The sequence below is a fragment of the Sporosarcina sp. FSL W7-1283 genome (genome assembly GCF_038003105.1).
Classification (GTDB): Bacteria; Bacillota; Bacilli; order Bacillales_A; family Planococcaceae; genus Sporosarcina; species Sporosarcina newyorkensis.
In genome coordinates, this window is record NZ_JBBOOL010000001.1 from 3399607 (window position 1) to 3416312 (window position 16706).

General features: G+C 38.8%; 15 protein-coding genes. 3 read left to right on the plus strand and 12 right to left on the minus strand.

The window, feature by feature from the left end; genetic code table 11:
- Window positions 1-34 precede the first annotated feature (34 nt).
- The 4 genes from MKY93_RS17790 to MKY93_RS17805 all read right to left on the minus strand — a co-directional run bounded on the left by MKY93_RS17790 (window position 35) and on the right by MKY93_RS17805 (window position 4944).
- The gene (locus tag MKY93_RS17790) at window positions 35-2158 is read right to left on the minus strand and encodes an ATP-dependent Clp protease ATP-binding subunit (RefSeq protein ID WP_340760582.1); all 2124 of its coding nucleotides are present in this window, start codon (window positions 2156-2158) and stop codon (window positions 35-37) included.
- A gap of 334 nt (window positions 2159-2492) precedes the next feature.
- Window positions 2493-3107: a sterol desaturase family protein gene (locus MKY93_RS17795; protein WP_340760583.1), complete on the minus strand. Its 615-nt coding sequence runs from the start codon at window positions 3105-3107 to the stop codon at window positions 2493-2495.
- Window positions 3108-3123: 16 nt separating this feature from the next.
- A complete protein-coding gene (locus MKY93_RS17800) occupies window positions 3124-3819 on the minus strand; it encodes a GntR family transcriptional regulator (RefSeq protein ID WP_340760584.1) in 696 nt (231 codons plus the stop codon).
- 486 nt (window positions 3820-4305) lie between these two features.
- On the minus strand, window positions 4306-4944 hold the full coding sequence (locus MKY93_RS17805) for a GGDEF domain-containing protein (protein WP_340760585.1): 639 nt from the start codon (window positions 4942-4944) through the stop codon (window positions 4306-4308).
- A gap of 291 nt (window positions 4945-5235) precedes the next feature.
- Between MKY93_RS17805 and MKY93_RS17810 the strand changes: the two genes are divergently transcribed.
- On the plus strand, window positions 5236-6084 hold the full coding sequence (locus MKY93_RS17810) for a pyridoxamine kinase (protein WP_340760586.1): 849 nt from the start codon (window positions 5236-5238) through the stop codon (window positions 6082-6084).
- A gap of 186 nt (window positions 6085-6270) precedes the next feature.
- Window positions 6271-7149 carry a DMT family transporter gene (locus MKY93_RS17815; protein ID WP_009498816.1) on the plus strand — a complete coding sequence of 293 codons (879 nt, stop codon included), beginning with the start codon at window positions 6271-6273 and terminating at the stop codon, window positions 7147-7149.
- A gap of 133 nt (window positions 7150-7282) precedes the next feature.
- On the opposite strand, the gene MKY93_RS17820 is transcribed toward MKY93_RS17815, so the two are convergent.
- From MKY93_RS17820 to MKY93_RS17855, 8 genes are all read right to left on the minus strand, one after another.
- Entirely contained in the window at window positions 7283-7570 is a 288-nt protein-coding gene (locus tag MKY93_RS17820; RefSeq protein WP_009498817.1) for a hypothetical protein, read from the minus strand.
- Window positions 7571-8059: 489 nt separating this feature from the next.
- On the minus strand, window positions 8060-9043 hold the full coding sequence (locus MKY93_RS17825) for a sensor domain-containing diguanylate cyclase (RefSeq protein WP_340760587.1): 984 nt from the start codon (window positions 9041-9043) through the stop codon (window positions 8060-8062).
- The gene (locus tag MKY93_RS17830; RefSeq protein ID WP_340760588.1) at window positions 9036-9866 is read right to left on the minus strand and encodes an alpha/beta fold hydrolase; all 831 of its coding nucleotides are present in this window, start codon (window positions 9864-9866) and stop codon (window positions 9036-9038) included. The genes MKY93_RS17825 and MKY93_RS17830 overlap by 8 nt, the downstream gene beginning before the upstream one ends.
- Window positions 9867-10130: 264 nt before the next feature.
- The gene (locus tag MKY93_RS17835) at window positions 10131-10727 is read right to left on the minus strand and encodes a class I SAM-dependent methyltransferase (RefSeq protein ID WP_340760589.1); all 597 of its coding nucleotides are present in this window, start codon (window positions 10725-10727) and stop codon (window positions 10131-10133) included.
- A 638-nt stretch (window positions 10728-11365) separates the two neighbouring features.
- Entirely contained in the window at window positions 11366-12223 is an 858-nt protein-coding gene (eutC, locus tag MKY93_RS17840; RefSeq protein ID WP_340760590.1) for an ethanolamine ammonia-lyase subunit EutC, read from the minus strand.
- A gap of 16 nt (window positions 12224-12239) precedes the next feature.
- A complete protein-coding gene (locus MKY93_RS17845; RefSeq protein WP_009498821.1) occupies window positions 12240-13601 on the minus strand; it encodes an ethanolamine ammonia-lyase subunit EutB in 1362 nt (453 codons plus the stop codon).
- A gap of 298 nt (window positions 13602-13899) precedes the next feature.
- On the minus strand, window positions 13900-14547 hold the full coding sequence (bluB, locus tag MKY93_RS17850) for a 5,6-dimethylbenzimidazole synthase (RefSeq protein ID WP_340760591.1): 648 nt from the start codon (window positions 14545-14547) through the stop codon (window positions 13900-13902).
- 86 nt (window positions 14548-14633) lie between these two features.
- Window positions 14634-15458: a methyl-accepting chemotaxis protein gene (locus MKY93_RS17855; RefSeq protein ID WP_340760592.1), complete on the minus strand. Its 825-nt coding sequence runs from the start codon at window positions 15456-15458 to the stop codon at window positions 14634-14636.
- Between the two features lie 341 nt (window positions 15459-15799).
- Between MKY93_RS17855 and MKY93_RS17860 the strand changes: the two genes are divergently transcribed.
- Window positions 15800-16456 carry a reverse transcriptase-like protein gene (locus MKY93_RS17860; RefSeq protein ID WP_340760593.1) on the plus strand — a complete coding sequence of 219 codons (657 nt, stop codon included), beginning with the start codon at window positions 15800-15802 and terminating at the stop codon, window positions 16454-16456.
- Window positions 16457-16706 lie beyond the last annotated feature (250 nt).

A 16706-nucleotide genomic window follows, 5' to 3' on the forward strand; every position in this document is an offset into this window, starting at 1 on the left:
GACGCATCTCGCCTCTTTACTGAAACAGCATTCATTACACTTTCTGTACTACAACTTCTTCTTCTACAACATCCACGTTAACTTTTTCTACATTTTCTTCTTCTAAAAGAAGGTCTGTCAATGGATCTTCAATTTTCTCTTGGATCACTCTGCGTAATGGACGGGCACCGAAACGCTTGTCGTAGCCTAATTTAACTAACGCTTGTTTTGCTTCTTGAGTGATCGTAATATCGATTTGCTTTTCCTGGATGGCGGCTTGTAAATCCATCAGCATCAAGTCCACTATTTTCAGGAGATCCTCTTCTGTTAACTCATTGAACGCAATAATCGCATCGAAACGATTAAGAAACTCTGGTTTGAAGTAATCGCCTAAAGTTTCAAGCATAGTTACGGATTCATGTTCTGTTCGGTTGAATCCTACACTTACTTTTTTCACGCCTGTACCGGCATTGCTCGTCATAATAATGACCGTATCTTTAAAGCTGACAGTGCGACCATGTGAATCGGTCAATCGGCCATCCTCCATAATTTGCAAGAACATATTTTGCACATCAGGATGTGCTTTTTCAATTTCATCGAGCAATAGAATGGAATAAGGATTTCGTCGGATTTGTTCGGTCAATTGACCAGCTTCCTCATGACCGACATACCCTGGAGGTGAGCCAATAATTTTAGACACCGCATGTTTTTCCATGTACTCACTCATGTCGAGACGAATTAACGCATCGCGCGAACCGAATAATTCTTCTGCCAAGACTTTCGTAATTTCTGTTTTACCGACACCCGTAGGACCAACAAACAGGAAGGATCCAATCGGACGGTCTTTTGATTTGAGACCAGCTCGGCTACGGCGAATCGCTTTTGCAATTTTATCGACTGCTTCTGCTTGACCGATAACTTGTTTGCCAAGGTTATCCGCAAGTCCTTTCATTTTTGCTTGTTCTGCCGCCTGTAGCTTTGTTACAGGGATTCCCGTTTTCTCTTCAATAATTAGCTCGATATCCGCGACAGAAACTTCTGCATATTTCATTTCACCATTCTGTTTTGAAGCTTCCAATTTTTCCTGCAGCTGCATCTCTTCCTGACGTAAACTCGCCGCTTTTTCATAATTCTCCTGCTCAGCCGCTCGCTCTTTTTGTTGGATCACTTCCTGAAGGCGAGTTGTAAGAGAATCCGAATTTGAGGACATCAGTGTAAGGTTTAAACGAGCACCCACTTCATCCATCAAATCAATCGCTTTATCCGGTAAAAAACGATCTTGAATATAGCGTTGCGATAAGTTCACAAAAGCATGCACTGCTTCGTCTGGATAGTGCACTTCATGAAAATCTTCGTAACGGTCCTTAATTCCGTTTAGAATTTTAATCGTATCTTCAGCGGATGGCTCCTTTACGAGAATCGGTTGGAATCGTCGCTCAAGTGCTGCATCTTTTTCAATTTGACGGTATTCTTTCAAGGTTGTAGCCCCAATGAGCTGTAAACTGCCTCGTGCCAGTGCCGGTTTTAGAATATTACCCGCATCCATCTGCGATCCTTCTGCAGTTCCTGCTCCTACGAGCAAGTGAATTTCATCCACGAACAAAATGACATCTTCTCGTGTTTCCAGCTCTTCAATTAGCTGTTTCATTCGTTCCTCAAATTGACCACGGATTCCAGTATTGGTGACGAGAGACGCAACATCCAGCACATACACTTCTTTGTTCATCAATTTCACCGGCACATCGCCCTCATAAATCTTTAAGGCAAGCCCTTCGGCAATTGCTGTTTTACCGACACCTGGTTCCCCAATCAGCACAGGATTATTTTTGTTTCTTCGGTTTAATGTTTCAATAACACGTTTTACTTCCTGATCTCTTCCGATGATAGGGTCAATTAATCCGTCCCTTGCGACATTTGATAAGTTTTTACCAAGTTGGTCCAACAAACCCGGGGTTTGATTTTCTTCTGTTTGTCTCACTTTGGTCTGTGCTTTTTTCCCGCCACTCGCTTGGAAAAAGTTATTTGCTTCAGTATTGAATGTCGGCACTTTCCCTGCTGTCAATTGACCTTGCATTTCTTGAAAGCACATATGGCAAATATGCATTTGCATCGCTTGGTGATTCACTTGGAGTCTCAAACTCATCGTTGCTTCGTTGTTTCCACAGTGTTGGCATCTCATAATTAGTTCCTCCTTATGATTTTCTTTTATATAAGACAATGGATGTTGACTTTGACTATATTTGACCTAGTTTTTATTTTATACTGACCTTCTTTGACTTTCAAGAAATTTGCTCGTTTTCATCGCTTATCAGTATTGTAGATATGCACTTATAGATTTTGTATAGACACACTAGCGACACCTTACACCCTTTTATTACTTCCCATCCTTTTCATGCTTAAATATGCCATGAAAATACCCTTTTCTTTCTTCTAATTAGAGAGAAAAGGGTACATTTCGTTTTAATTATTCTTCATTTGTTACGTTAATCAATAACAGATAAACCTTATTGTATTCAACTTCGCCCCTCTAAATTTTTGGCTGTCGCACTTTTCTCAACTTGATTCTGCTTCTTATACGTACCAAAGGCTTTGTCTACAGATGTATGCGTTACACCGAACCAGTAGTTTTCATTTTTAAAATGGTGCCAGAGATGCGCTTTCTTTATTTTCTTTCCTATTTTTGTGCGTGGTTGAATTGGCTTATGCGCGATATAATGCTTCCATTCATAATACAAAAAATAAGCCATGATCCCAGCAAGAAAAGCCATCGTCAGCTGCAGATTCGCTGTTATTGAATAAAAGATAATTGAAGCAATGATAAAATTGGGTAGACTGAACCAAACTGGTAAGAATAATAACTTCAAATTATTAGGATCTACATGATGATCGAAATGTAAGCGCTTGATCATTTTCAGTAAAAAAGGGGTTGTCGGTGTTTTCATATGAAATAGAAATCTGTGAATTAAATACTCACTTAACGCATATGCCGTCATCCCAATTATGAAAGCAATCCAAGTTCCAATTTGCAACATATTTAAAATGGTGTAGATAACGAGCGGAAAAAACAGCAAAAGCATTATCAAAATATCGGGAAAGGCAGCAAACTCTTTATAATACTTTGCATTCATTTAATTTCCCCCAAAATCATATTCTCATCCTGTTTTTTTCAGTAGAAATATGGCGATCCCACAAAGCATAACATTTTCGCATCATCGAATGTGCAAGTTCTTCTGCTTGTTGATAGTCCCCTTTTAGTGCTACCTCCATCAATTTTTTATAGTAATTTAATGAAGCTTTTCGACAAAAAGAAAGGGAGAAGTATTTCATAGCCATTTTAACATAGACAGGTTCAAAGCTATTTAGTGTTAAAGAAAAAATTGGATTTTCCGATAATCTTGCTAATTCTTTCTGCATCTTCCAATCATAGAGCGCAAACTGCTCCTTACAATCTATCAATTCATCCACTTGAGATAGTATGGAGACGACTTTTGGATGGTTTTGCATGACAGCTTTTTTGACATATTGCGGTGTCAATGCAATTCGTAATTCCAAAAAGTACAGAACGAAAGTATCTGGTATATGATCAAAATGCTGTACAATATCTATAATTGTCGTAATGTTTCCATCATGCCAATAATCATTCACAATTGCCGGTTGGCCTTTTCTTAATGTTAACCAACCTCCATAATTTAAACGTTGTAGAATCTCCCTAATTGCAGGCCGTCCCACCTGATAAATTATTGCCAGCTCTCTTTCTGTCTCCATCTGGCTTCCTGCTGAAAATTCTCCCTGAATAATTGCTTTGATTATCTCTTTTTCAATATTTTTTGTTCGACTCATTGAATCCCCCCTCTTGGTAAGACCAAAAGTTTTCTTTGGTATTACCAACACTTTATAATATTCTGAAAAGATAGTCAATATGATAATTTTATTTGAACCATATATGTTGAATTATAGTTTTTACATGAGTTTGTTCAGAAATGGACACTCAGTTGATTGGAGTGGAAGGCGACGAAAAGGAAAAATATACTCCCAACGCTTTGCTTATGCTCGCAGGAGTGAAGCGACGAGGAGGCTCGCCTGCGCCCCCCCGGAAAGCGTCCGCCTGGTACGGAGATCAACGGGTTCTACGTTTTACTTTGAGTGTGAGTTATTTATTTTAGTTTATATAGTTATATAGTAGTCGCTGAATTGTTTGAGATCCGGTATTCTTCACTAATAGCAAAAGAAGCCTCTCAAAAGTCTAATGACTCATGAGAAGCTCCTTTTCACTATTTACTCAACCGAATTTAATATATTGTAGAAATGCCTGCTGAACCGCATATACTATTTCTCTCTTTTCATATCATACATCGACGTATCGGCTTTCCGAATCAACACGTCAAAACTCTCACCGTCATCGGGATAGACAGCAATGCCGATCGAAGCTTTGATGGAAATGTTCAAATGTATTCCTGCATGAGACAAATCCTCTTTTAACTTTAGAATATAATCTAAATGAAAATCTTCTTTACTATCAGGAATTATATGCACGAATTCGTCACCTCCCCAGCGAACTAGGAAGTCTTCTTTCTTTGCATTCATTTTAATAACATCGGCAACGCATCGTAACAGTTCGTCTCCTTTTTGGTGGCCTAATTTATCGTTTACTTCTTTAAAATCATCCAGATCTATAAGTACAATCCCAAGCTTTTTATTTTTCATTTTACAAATGCCGGCCTGCTTTTTAAATACTATATCAACTGTACGTCTATTATATGTATTCGTCAGGGGATCTTTTTCCGCGTAGAACTTAACTAAATCGTATTGCTTCCCTCCAACCCATGCAACAGCAAAGAAAATAGCTGTTAAAATAAAGAAGCTTGCTTCAAAGGGTAACCCCATGTATTGATGATAGTAGAAGTACCGTATCACATTAAACAGAAAGACAATTCCAACAGCAATGAACCTTCCTCTGTAACTCATACCTCACTTCCCAACTTCAAACACTCCTATCTATTATTATCCTACATCATATAGTAAAAACACCTCGGACACTACTGTCTTGAAGATTATAATAGAATGTTTTTTATGGGAAGCATCCAAGCCTTTATCATTCACCTACCGATACCCATCCTTCACACAATTTTATTGGAAGGTTTCTCCATTATTGATCAGCAAAAAAACTACCTGACGTGCTGGAAGTTTTAAAATTCAATATGAAAACGGGTATGGTATGATGGAATAAATTCACTACACACATTCATGGAGGAAGTTATGAAAAAAGTCGCTGTTATACAAGATCTGTCATCGCTCGGCAAATGCTCTCTGACAGCTGCGATTCCTGTTCTTTCGGTGATGGGAGCCCAAGCGTGTCCTTTGCCGACGGCCATCTTTTCTGCACAAACGGAATACCCGAGTTTCTTCTGTGAGGATTTAACAGCTAACATGCCACGCTTTGCAGAGGAGTGGAGTAAGCTGCATGAAACTTTTGATGGAATCCACACCGGCTTCATTACAGGAAAAGAGCAAATTACCCATATTATCAATTTTTTGGATATATTTTATAAAGACAATACCATTTTGCTTGTAGATCCCGTGATGGGAGATATAGGAGAAGCTTATAAAAACTTTGATGATGGCTTACTGAAGCAAATGAAGGAACTCGTCAGACAGGCAGATGTTATTACACCGAACGTAACAGAGTGCTGCCTGCTGACTGGATTATCGTATGAGTCCCTACATCGTTATACAAATGAAAAAGACTTTTTACAAGCGATTCAAGAAGCAGGTCAGCAACTCGAGCGAGAAACCGATGCCCACATCATTATCACCGGAATCAATCCGCCAACTGCTCAAACGGTTACGCAATCGATTGGAAATATGTATATCAGCGATGCAAAATCCGTCTATAGCTCCGTTCCGTACAACGGAAGAAGTTATTCCGGCACCGGGGATTTATTTTCATCGGTATTGATGGGCAGTCTGATGCGCGGAGAAGATTTAGCACACGCAATTCAGCTTGCAGAGACATTTTTAACGGCAGCCATTCAGGACACAGACTCGGAAAAAACTCCTGCTGTGGCGGGGGTTAATTTTGAAAAGTTTTTGAGATTGTTATTGTGAAGTTGCTCAAAAGAGTGTTTTAAGGGCTTAATGACTTATAATTGGAACCAGTGTCTAATATATCTGATTAGAGTTCTTGGTAGGTACGCGATTGTTTAGGGTCCCATCGCTAAATCTGAAAACCGGCATGCTTTCTCAGGTTATGATACCATGCTTAATGGCACTCATTTTTAATCGGAGGGTATTATGACCAATCTAAATAAAAGTATTTTATTATTAATAGCATCAGCATTAGGTTTTTCACTCATGACGCTTTTTGTGAAACTATCTGGCGACGTGCCGACCTTGCAAAAAACTATTTTCCGCAATGGCGTGTCGATGATCATCTCATTTTTCTTTGTCATTCATTTCAAAGAAAGTCTGTTTGGCAAGCGGGAAAATCAACCACTCCTCCTATTGCGCTCCGGACTTGGGGCACTCGGCATCATTTTGCTATTTTATGCAATTGACCATCTAGTTCTGGCAGATGCCGATATGCTTAACAAAATGAGTCCGTTTTTCACCATTATTTTTGCAGCTATTTTTTTGAAAGAGCATGTTAAACCATTTCAGATCTATAGTATACTCGTCGCCTTTTTAGGAACTCTGTTCATTATCAAGCCGTCATTCTCACTCGATATTGTTCCGTATGCTGCCGGAATTTTGTCTGCTATTTTTGCCGGGGGGGCTTATACGGCACTGCGGGCGCTCGGCAGACGCGAACAGTTCTACACAATCGTATTTTATTTTTCGACTTTCACGACAGTTATCCTGCTGCCATTTGTCATTTATGCATACCAACCTATGACAATGCAGCAGACGATCTACTTACTGATTGGCGGTGTCTTTGCGACAGTTGGACAATTCGGCATCACACTCGCATATAAATACGCTCCTGCAAAAGAGGTCTCTGTTTTCAACTACTTTACAGTCGTATTCACGGCACTATTGGGCTTTACTTTCCTTGGACAAGTACCAGATTTTTATAGCATTATTGGCTATGTGATTATTTTTGGAGCTTCGTTCTATATGTTCTTGAAAAATAAAGGCGGAGAAGAAGTTTCTGCAGATTTGGCGAAAAAATAAAATCTTTGCGGGTTAGATACCTTTCAACAAGAAGAACAGTGTCTGATCCGCTTTTTTGTCCAATTAATTCAATTCTTTAATGAACAATAGCGAAGATGTATGGCGTTGTGCTCGATACTTTAATAAGGCGTTATCATTTTAGCTCCTCTAATAATTCAAATGATAAAGCAATGACTTTAACTTTTAACTGTTCCAGTTCTTTTAGCTTTTTATCTAATGCCTCTTTATCCCATTGATAATACTGTTCTGGTAAAGGATGATGTTGCAACTGACTATAAAACTCATCAAAATCATAATAAATAAATTCATAACCTTCTTGTCGCAAGGTACATAATTCAGCACAGCCTTTAACGACATTTTTCCTTCCAACAATCATCTGTTCAAGAATCTCTTTAACTTCCTCTTTTATCGTATTCGTCATAAGAATGCCTCTCCTTCTTTAAGAAATGCGTCTTTCTTAAAAACTAGTGTCCTCAATGAAGAAAAAATATCAGCCTCTACTAACATTGTAAACAGCCTCAATACCCAGTCCACCAGTGAAAAAATAGTTGCCGTCGCCAAATGATTTAAACACAAACACTCTTTCTATCAATTCGTTTTTATTCAAATCAAATTACTCGTGTTTTACCAGAGTCTTGAATATGCGATGTTTCAGAATGTATTCGATAGGATGTATACCTTTTTATTTCGGGCTAACTTTATTACACACGTTTTCCATACTTACATTCACATCCACTATAGCGGCATATCAGAATAGTCTCAAACAAAATAAAACAGCAAGTCGACGGTGCAATGCCGCCAGCTGGCTGTTTAGTATTTCTTATCTTCAGTCGATTGTTAGGTTTATACCTGACTGAACGTAACGGAATATCCGAACCAATTAAAATGGCACCAGTGAAACACGGGCTCCTTATTTGTGTACCAAATCATTAGCATGGGTGACTTGATTGCGGCCGCGGTTCTTTGAAACATAGAGTGCACGATCTGCTCTTGATTGCAAAGTATTTTCAGTATCTCCTGATAAGCTTGTTGCTACCCCTATACTTATCGTGATGTCGGGCATGTCCCAATTTGCTTTTTCAACCCGGGAACGAATCCTCTCCGCGATTTTCAAGGCTTCTGATTTATTAGTGTTCGGCAGAATTAATGCAAATTCTTCGCCTCCATATCGAGCGGCAATATCATCTTTTCTGGATTCGTCTTTCAGTATTTTCCCCAACTCACGAAGAACATTGTCGCCCATCATGTGCCCAAAATTATCGTTTATGTTCTTGAAATAATCTATATCAATCAGTAGAAGTGAAAGTGTTTGGAACCGTTCTGAGTGTAAGGTGACGTTTAAACTTAAATTTTCCTGTAAGCTGCGTCTGTTCTTGAGATCAGTTAGTTCATCTGTAACAGCTAATTTTTGAAGCTTTTTATTTAACTCCAGCAACTCATTTTGCTTGGACTCCAATTCATGTCGCAGAAGATCCAACTCAGCTATTTGCTTTTTCTTCATCTTATTACGCGTGTCCGTTTCCCTCTTGACTGCAAGAAGCGCCTGCTCATACTCATATCGCCGCTTCATCGGTACACATACACAATCATTGAACATCTTCCCGTCACGCTCATTTCTGAAAGCATTAAGGAGTATGGGAATGTCCTGTTCAGTCTTTGATTTAAGTGAAATGTACATTTCTTCCACTTTATTCTGAAGCCGGATCATCGGATAAAAGTAAAGTTGATAAAATGATCGGCTAGCAATAGGTAAAATCAGATTGATATGCCGGCCCTGTACCTCGTGAAAATTATACCCTAGTAAACCGAGCAACGTCTCATTAATTTCCAGAATTGCACCTTCGTCATCAAGCGATAAATATCCGCATGGTGCAACGTTTAATTGTTCATCCATTTGAAGTGTAGCCCGCAAAAGTAGTTGTCAAATATTTATTTATCAAACGGACAGTTTCCTCAGGATGGCTCACATGAGGACAATGTCCTGTTGCTTCCATTAAGTAAAGCGTGCTTTCTGAAAGCGTCCGATGCATATACCTTCCAACTTCAATCGGAGCAATTGCATCATCGGAACATTGAAGAATGAGTGAGGGTACCATAACTTTTAGTACGTCTTCCCGGTTGTCAGAGAAAAATGTCGCTATCGCAAATTGCCGGGCGACAGTTGGATCCGTCGAGCAAAAGCTCTCCTCTAATTCTTTCGACAGCTCCGGCCGTTCAGGGTTTTTCATGATAACTTGAGAAAGATAATTTGCCCAACCGATGTAATTCATCTCCATCATATCAATTAGAGCCTCAAGATCTTCTCTTTCAAAACCACCACTATAATTCGGAGGGTCATTCAGGTAACAAGGTGAAGGACCAATCATAATAAGTTGTTCAAATCGATCGGGCTCTTGAATAGACGCCAACATACCAATAACAGCGCCAACCGAATGTCCAACGAAAATTACATCTTTCAATTCCAGTGCAGCACATATGTCGAGTATATCTTGCGCATATCCTTTAAGATCCCTATACTTACTAGGACTGTAGGCATTATAATCGGATTTTCCCGAACCAACATAGTCGAATAGAATGACACGAAAATGTCCTTCAAAAAAAGGTGCCACTAACCTCCACATATTCTGATCACACCCGAATCCCGGCGCAAATAACATTGCCTTTGTGCCTCTCCCCGCAACATTTACGTTATTACGAATAAGGATGTTTTGATTCATAAAAGAACCCCCATTGATTCAAAAGTATAAATTCAGTTTAGTAGTTATAATTTCACATAAATAACTATAGTCTATTGATACTAATTGTATCTTAAATCGTATATACTTTCAATGACAGTTGCATTCTCTGCAAGTTAAGTTATTCTAGAAGAAAGGTACCGGATCAGCCTAATATTCTAATGTGATTGTGGAAAAAAATTTTCATTTTGCACAATAAATTTTTAACATTTCTGCTCATCTAATGGTTTGGAGATATGATATTCATTACTTTATGCTACTGGAAATAAACATTGAGGCATCTTGTTTCACAAAAATGCGACTTCCATGATGAAATGTCCTGATTTCAGTCTGCTGAAATCCAACTTCGGTTAATCTTTTTTTCAGTTCGTCATGCGAAAAACCGTTATGAACTTTTGGATGATTTATTTTATCATTTTTATTAAAATCAATGATAATTAACTTTCCGCCATTGTTCAAAACGCTAAATAATTCTTGTAAAATTTTTTCGGTGTCCGGTATGTGGAGAAGGACTAGTGACATCAACACAATATCCGCTTTAAGGTCAGGTGTTTCTTCAATAAAGTCTGAATACAACACATTTGTGTTGGTAATTCCTTTGCGGGAAATTTTGGCTTTCGCGACCTCCAACATCTGTTGTGAGGAATCTACCAACAAAATAGACTCTACTAAATCTGTTAATTCTAAACTAATTAGACCAGTACCGCTCCCATAGTCTATTAAAGATTTTGATTCACTATTACGTAATTCAGATTTAACTTCTTTAACTATAACTTTAGCTAATTCGATTCTTTCTTCTGTATCATATTTTTGGGCCAACTGCTCAAAAACGTTATTCTCCATATTTTAGTCCCCTGTTTATTAAAATTTCATAGCTATATTAGTAGTTATTATAGCAAAAACCAGTACTTTAAAGCATTATTCTGCCCCACTAACTTTAAGGATGATCTCCATTGGTCACGAAAAGTCTATATAAATACTGTTATACTTACCACTTATTGAAGCAAATAGTAGATGGTTCGATTATTCTATCTTTCATCAGAGTAGAATTAAACTAAACAGCCAGCCACCGGTATAATACCGACAGCTGACTGTTAGTGTTTTTTCACTTCAGGGTCGCGCTCGATTTGTATGGAGGATCAGTCACTTGTTCTACATTTTTTCATACCGGAGAATACATAACTGTAGCCATTCAAATGACCTTCCTACAGTTGTGTTTCGCGTTGCACCATACCTTCTGCATTAATGTGTGCCATTTCCGCATCTCACGCCTAAAACCCCTTACTTCATTTCGACTGCATTTACCAACATTGTTGTCTCTTGAGTGTTCACTCACTGCTAAGAGCTAATGCGTCAACTACTTAATAAAAGTATTTTTTCATCAATAGGAACTGTACTCCAATTTTTTATTCTTTAAAAGAAAGAACTTATCAGCTCTAAACGCTCCGCCATGATTCCTCCTATTCAAGTTCAGTATTTCTCTATAAGTTAATATTACTTTTTCGGGCAAATGAAATTCCTGTACACTCAGCTCGAAGCATTTGCTCAATCAGCTCAGACAAATGGGCACCAGCTTCAACCGGGGCAAGTCCCTCTTTATGAATATTAGAAATCACTGTCCGATCGGCTTCTACTGATTTTTCATTTGGTCGATAGATCATGTAGGCGCTCAAGCTTTCATCTGTATTTAAGCCAGGGCGCTCACCTATCAATGAAATGACAAGATTGCAATTGATGATGGCTGCTACTTCGTCCTGTACCCATACACGCCCTCGCTTAATAAAAATTGGCTTTGCGGTGCTAATGTTTTTCAATTGCAAGCCCTGCATCAAGGCAGGAAGCAAGTCCTCTATATTTGCCTCTATAGAAGAAGAGCTTAACCCATCACAGACAATAATTTGGACATCTTTATCCTTATCTCCATTCTCCTTTAACCATGCAACAGATTCATCAGACAACTTTCGTCCAGAGTCTAGATCCATTAAGTAAGTCTTCATATCCTTTGCTTTCGTCTCTAGTTTTTTCAGTTCTATTTTTTGAAGGAATTCATCACTTACATCTTTTAAAACCGCATCTTGGGCAGCTGCGTGGTCAATTAAAAATTGTAAATAGCTTGTTGTTTGCATACGTGTTCCAGTTCTTCCAATACCAATTCGGGCAGGCGTAATACTTTGCGCTCGATCAATGGATGCAGCATTATGCGGCTCTTTCACCCCTTTTATTTGTTTCTCCGGAAAACGTATACTGTCCTCTTTTATTGGTTCGACGTATTCTTTTATCACTTTCTTTTCCTTCGACAATTCTTCTACTACTTTTCGTACAATCTCCTGAATATCCATGTTGCCCCTCCTTCCTTTAATCAAAAATTGATAAATCTCCAGCACGACTTGTTAGCTTTCCGTCCTCCATCAACCCCATATTCTCCATCCATTTTTCAAATTCGCGAAGTGGTCGTAACCCAAACATCTCGCGTAAGCTGGCATCGTCATGGTAGCTTGTATCTTGATAGTTCAGCATGACATCATCTCCGCCTGGTACTCCCATGTAAAAGTTGGCGCCTCCAAGTGCAGTGAGCATACCGGCTATTTCCTGATCATTTTGGTTTGCATCCATATGATTCGTGTAAGTTGGTGCTATGCCCATCGGCAGTCCGTGCAATTTCCCCATAAATAGATCTTCAAGGTCTGCCCTGATTAGCTGGCGTCCGTCAAAAAGTGTTTCCGGACCAATAAAACCTGAAACGTTATTCACCATGAAAGGCTTCCAGTGACGTGCATATCCATAAGTTCTCGCTTCAAGGGTCTGCATGTCGACACCATGAGCTGCATTTAACGAAACTTCCGAGCCTTGTCCCGTTTCAAAATACATATAGTTCGGACCTGTCGATGTGCCATATCGAGCCATCATCTCGTACCCTTCATCCACAATTCCTTTAGAAATACCAAATGCTTCGTTGCCCTTTTGTGTACCGGCTAAACTTTGAAACATCAGTGCAACAGGTGCACCCTGTTTTAAAGCCTCCATTTGTGTCGTGATATGAGCCAACACACAGTTTTGCGTTGGGATTTTCCATTTTTCCATAAAGTCATGCGACAATGTATAAAGTCTTTTTAGTGATTCAACCGTATCCACATTCGGATTAATACCAATAACCGCATCTCCCGCTCCGTAAGACAGCCCCTCTTTTATTGAATACAAAATTCCTTCCGGCACATCATTTGGATGATTGGGCTGGCACCGAAATGCTAGTCGGCCCGGCTCCCCTATCGTCGTATTGCAATGGGCTTGATATTTCATTTTCTGTGAAGCAAGTACAAGGTCCATACTTGACATGAGTTTGCTGACTGCCGCAATCATTTCACTTGTTAATCCTCTTGAAATTTTTATTAATTGATCCGGACCTGTTTCATACGAAAGAATATAATTTCTTAATTCACCAACTGTCCAGTTTTGTATATCTTTATAAATCGTCTCACTAATGTCATCGTAAATCAGTCGTGTCACTTCGTCTGTCTCATAAGGAATAACTGGATTCTCATAAATATCTTTCAGTAGCATCTCGCTGAGTACTACCTTTGATGCCATGCGCTCAAGTGATGATTCAGCTGCGACCTGCGCCATCACATCACCTGATTTTGGTTCACTTGCTTTTGCCAAGACGTCTCTTACCGACGAAAACGAATAATGAGTTCCTTTTATCACACAGGATAATTTCAACGTATAACACTCCTTTTTTGATAACGCTTACAACAAAACGAAAAAACGCCTTCATCCCCTGAAAATACTCTTCAGAGGAGGAAAGGCGCCTTTGCCTTGAATATCATTTTGTTAATTCATCACTATCTTACACTACTAATATTAATTTCGCAAAGAGTAATTTTACTATTCAAAAACGACATAATATTATAGAAGCATCTGCAGTTTAATGATATTAGTAGTACATTATGATGGCTTCATTTTAAAACCTTAATTATGTCAGGATCTGGAAAAACCATTTTTAAAGCAATATTTTTTATTAGTTCTTCCCCCATTTATTTTCAAAGATAAGGTCTTCTAATGATCGTCTCTTCTCCCAATTAGCTGATTCCAAAATAGGCTTATCGGGATAATTTTCAGTATAACCAATAGATAAGAGTGCAATAGGATCGATATGAGGTGGTATTTCCAAAATATCTCGTACATCGTTCTTTTTATAAAAACTGACCCAGCCCATTGCAAGTCCTTCAGCACAAGCAGCTAACCACATGTTTTGAATAGCGCAAGCTGTCGATAAAACATCCGTTTCTGGAATGGAATTACGTCCCAGTACATGCGAGCCTCCTCGCGTAGGGTCGCAAGTTACACAAATAGTAATCGGAGCTTCTTTTAACCCCTCAACTTTTAAACCAAGAAATTTTGTTTCTTTGGCGCCTTCATCTTCATAATGAATAGCCAATGCCCGTCTTTCTTTCTCCGCTGCCCACGCTAATTTTTCTTTAGTTTCATCAGATGAAACTAAAATAAAGTTCCAAGGCTGCATAAATCCAACTGAGGGTGCATGATGAGCCGCCTGTAATATGTTATGTATCGTGTCCTCAGGAATAGGAGTGGATAAAAAACTTCGCACATCTCTCCTATTATAAATAACTTTATAAATCGAATCTCTTTCTTCGTTAGAAAACATAAACCATCTCTCCTTCTATTTTCATAAATTATATGCTGCTCAGGTCCCATTAAATCCTCATTTATCCAGGATTCAGACAAACCTTACTAATTAGCCAGACTCTCAAATTCCTCCATCGTATTACTAATTTCAGATTGGGTCTCAATGACTTCGCTTTGAGATTCTTTGGTTACATTACGAACTACTCCGACTCCCTTTGTAATGGTTTCTACGTTTAAATTCACTTTTTTAATCGCTTCGTCTACATTGCTTGCTAACTTTCGCACTTCTTCCGCCACTACAGCAAAACCACGTCCATGTTCTCCGGCTCTAGCTGCCTCAATAGCTGCATTCAATGCCAAAATTTTTGTCTGTGAAGAGATATTTCGTATTGTATTAGCCGTGTCACTTATAGAATTAATCTGTTCTCTCAATAACTCAAATGCCTTCATATTTTCCTGAGAATTTTCATTAACCATATTACCTAAATTTATAGACAGGTCTTTTAATTGAGAAACGATGGTCCGCACTTGGTTTTCACGTTCTGTAATATCGGTAGCAATTTTGAGGACAGCTTGTACCTTGCCCCCTTCATCCAACACAGGAATATAGGTAGCTTCCAGCCATAGCAAAGTACCACTTTTACCGACCCTTTGAATCTTCTGCTGAAACTTTACCCCTTTTTTCAGATTACTCCATAACTCATTATACTCTTTACTGTTAGCGAAATCTGCGGTGCAGAATTGCTTATGTAATTTACTTTTCACTTCATTTACAGTATATCCTAAAGTCTTTGCGAAATTTTCATTTGCCCAAATAACTTCTTGATTCAGATTGAATTCTATCATCGCTAAATTAAACTCTAAGGCTGCTAAAACATTTGTTTTATCTAATACTTGAGTACTTAAATTTATACTTGAAGAGACGCGCATGTAGTAAAACACCCTTTCACTAGTTTATTTAACTTCATTTAAATAAGTTCTTCTAATTATATTAAATTATTTAATAAATAGTAATAAGACCTATTATTTTTCCGACAGGATAAACTTTAGTATCACTAAGTCAATACTACAGGAAAGCGAGTTATATAGCCATGCTTGCAGCATAAAACAGCCCAGGAGCCACTTAAGATAAAAATACGTGTAGAACGGGTATACAATTTTAAAGATGAGAGAAAAAACATATCACTTTAAGGACTTGGGTACAGATTAGTCTTATTAAAGCTATAAAAACATTCTTTACTAGCCACACTGATTATATTGGAGGGATATTGATGAAGGTGCTAATTGAATGGACGTATAGATCACCGAAGGGGACAGAAACTGTCTTCAAGTCTGAGGAAATGCCAGCAGCGCAGGCATTATTAATTGCTAATGATTTGGAGAAGACCGGACGTGCAAAACAGTTGGTTTTTATCGACCAATTTGACAGTTCATGGACAGTAAAGGAATTGAAGGGCTATTTGAAAGGGATTGAGACGGAGCCGCATAATATCATTGTCTATTTCGATGGAGGATTTAACTGGGAATCGAAGGCAGCCGGCTTAGGCTGTGTCATCTACTATGACCAAAACGGAAAGTCATACAGACTTAGGAAAAACGCATCCGTCGACGGGCTAACTTCAAATAATGAGGCTGAATATGCAGCACTTCATCTTTGCCTGCAAGAGCTTGAGTTTCTTGGGATCCAACGTTTACCTGTCCAGATTATCGGAGATTCCCGAGTCGTCATCAATCATTTGAGTGAGAAGTGGCCGGTTATTGAAAAGGATTTATACAGTTGGGCAGATAAGATTGAGGCGAAGATGAAATCGCTTGGGCTTCAACCGCAGTATGAGCTCGTTTCACGAAAGGCAAATGGTGAAGCTGATCGGCTGGCTGCACAAGCATTGGCTGGAATTGAAATCATCGCAACTAGTGAAATGGTATAGGAAAATACAGGGGGGACCGGGTAAGTGTAAGTAATGTGGGATAAAAACGAGCAATGTGAAGATTCGTGAAATCTGTCCGTTACAAGTTCACTGAAATGCACTGGGTCCAAATGGATTTTTAGAATACCTTGGGACCCGGCACCTCTATTAATAAAATAAACTTTTGTCTGCTCTTTACTTGGCTGATTACCAAGTCTCCAAATGGTTCTTTAAAGTGTAATTACTCTTCTGGACACATTCTATGTCGCGT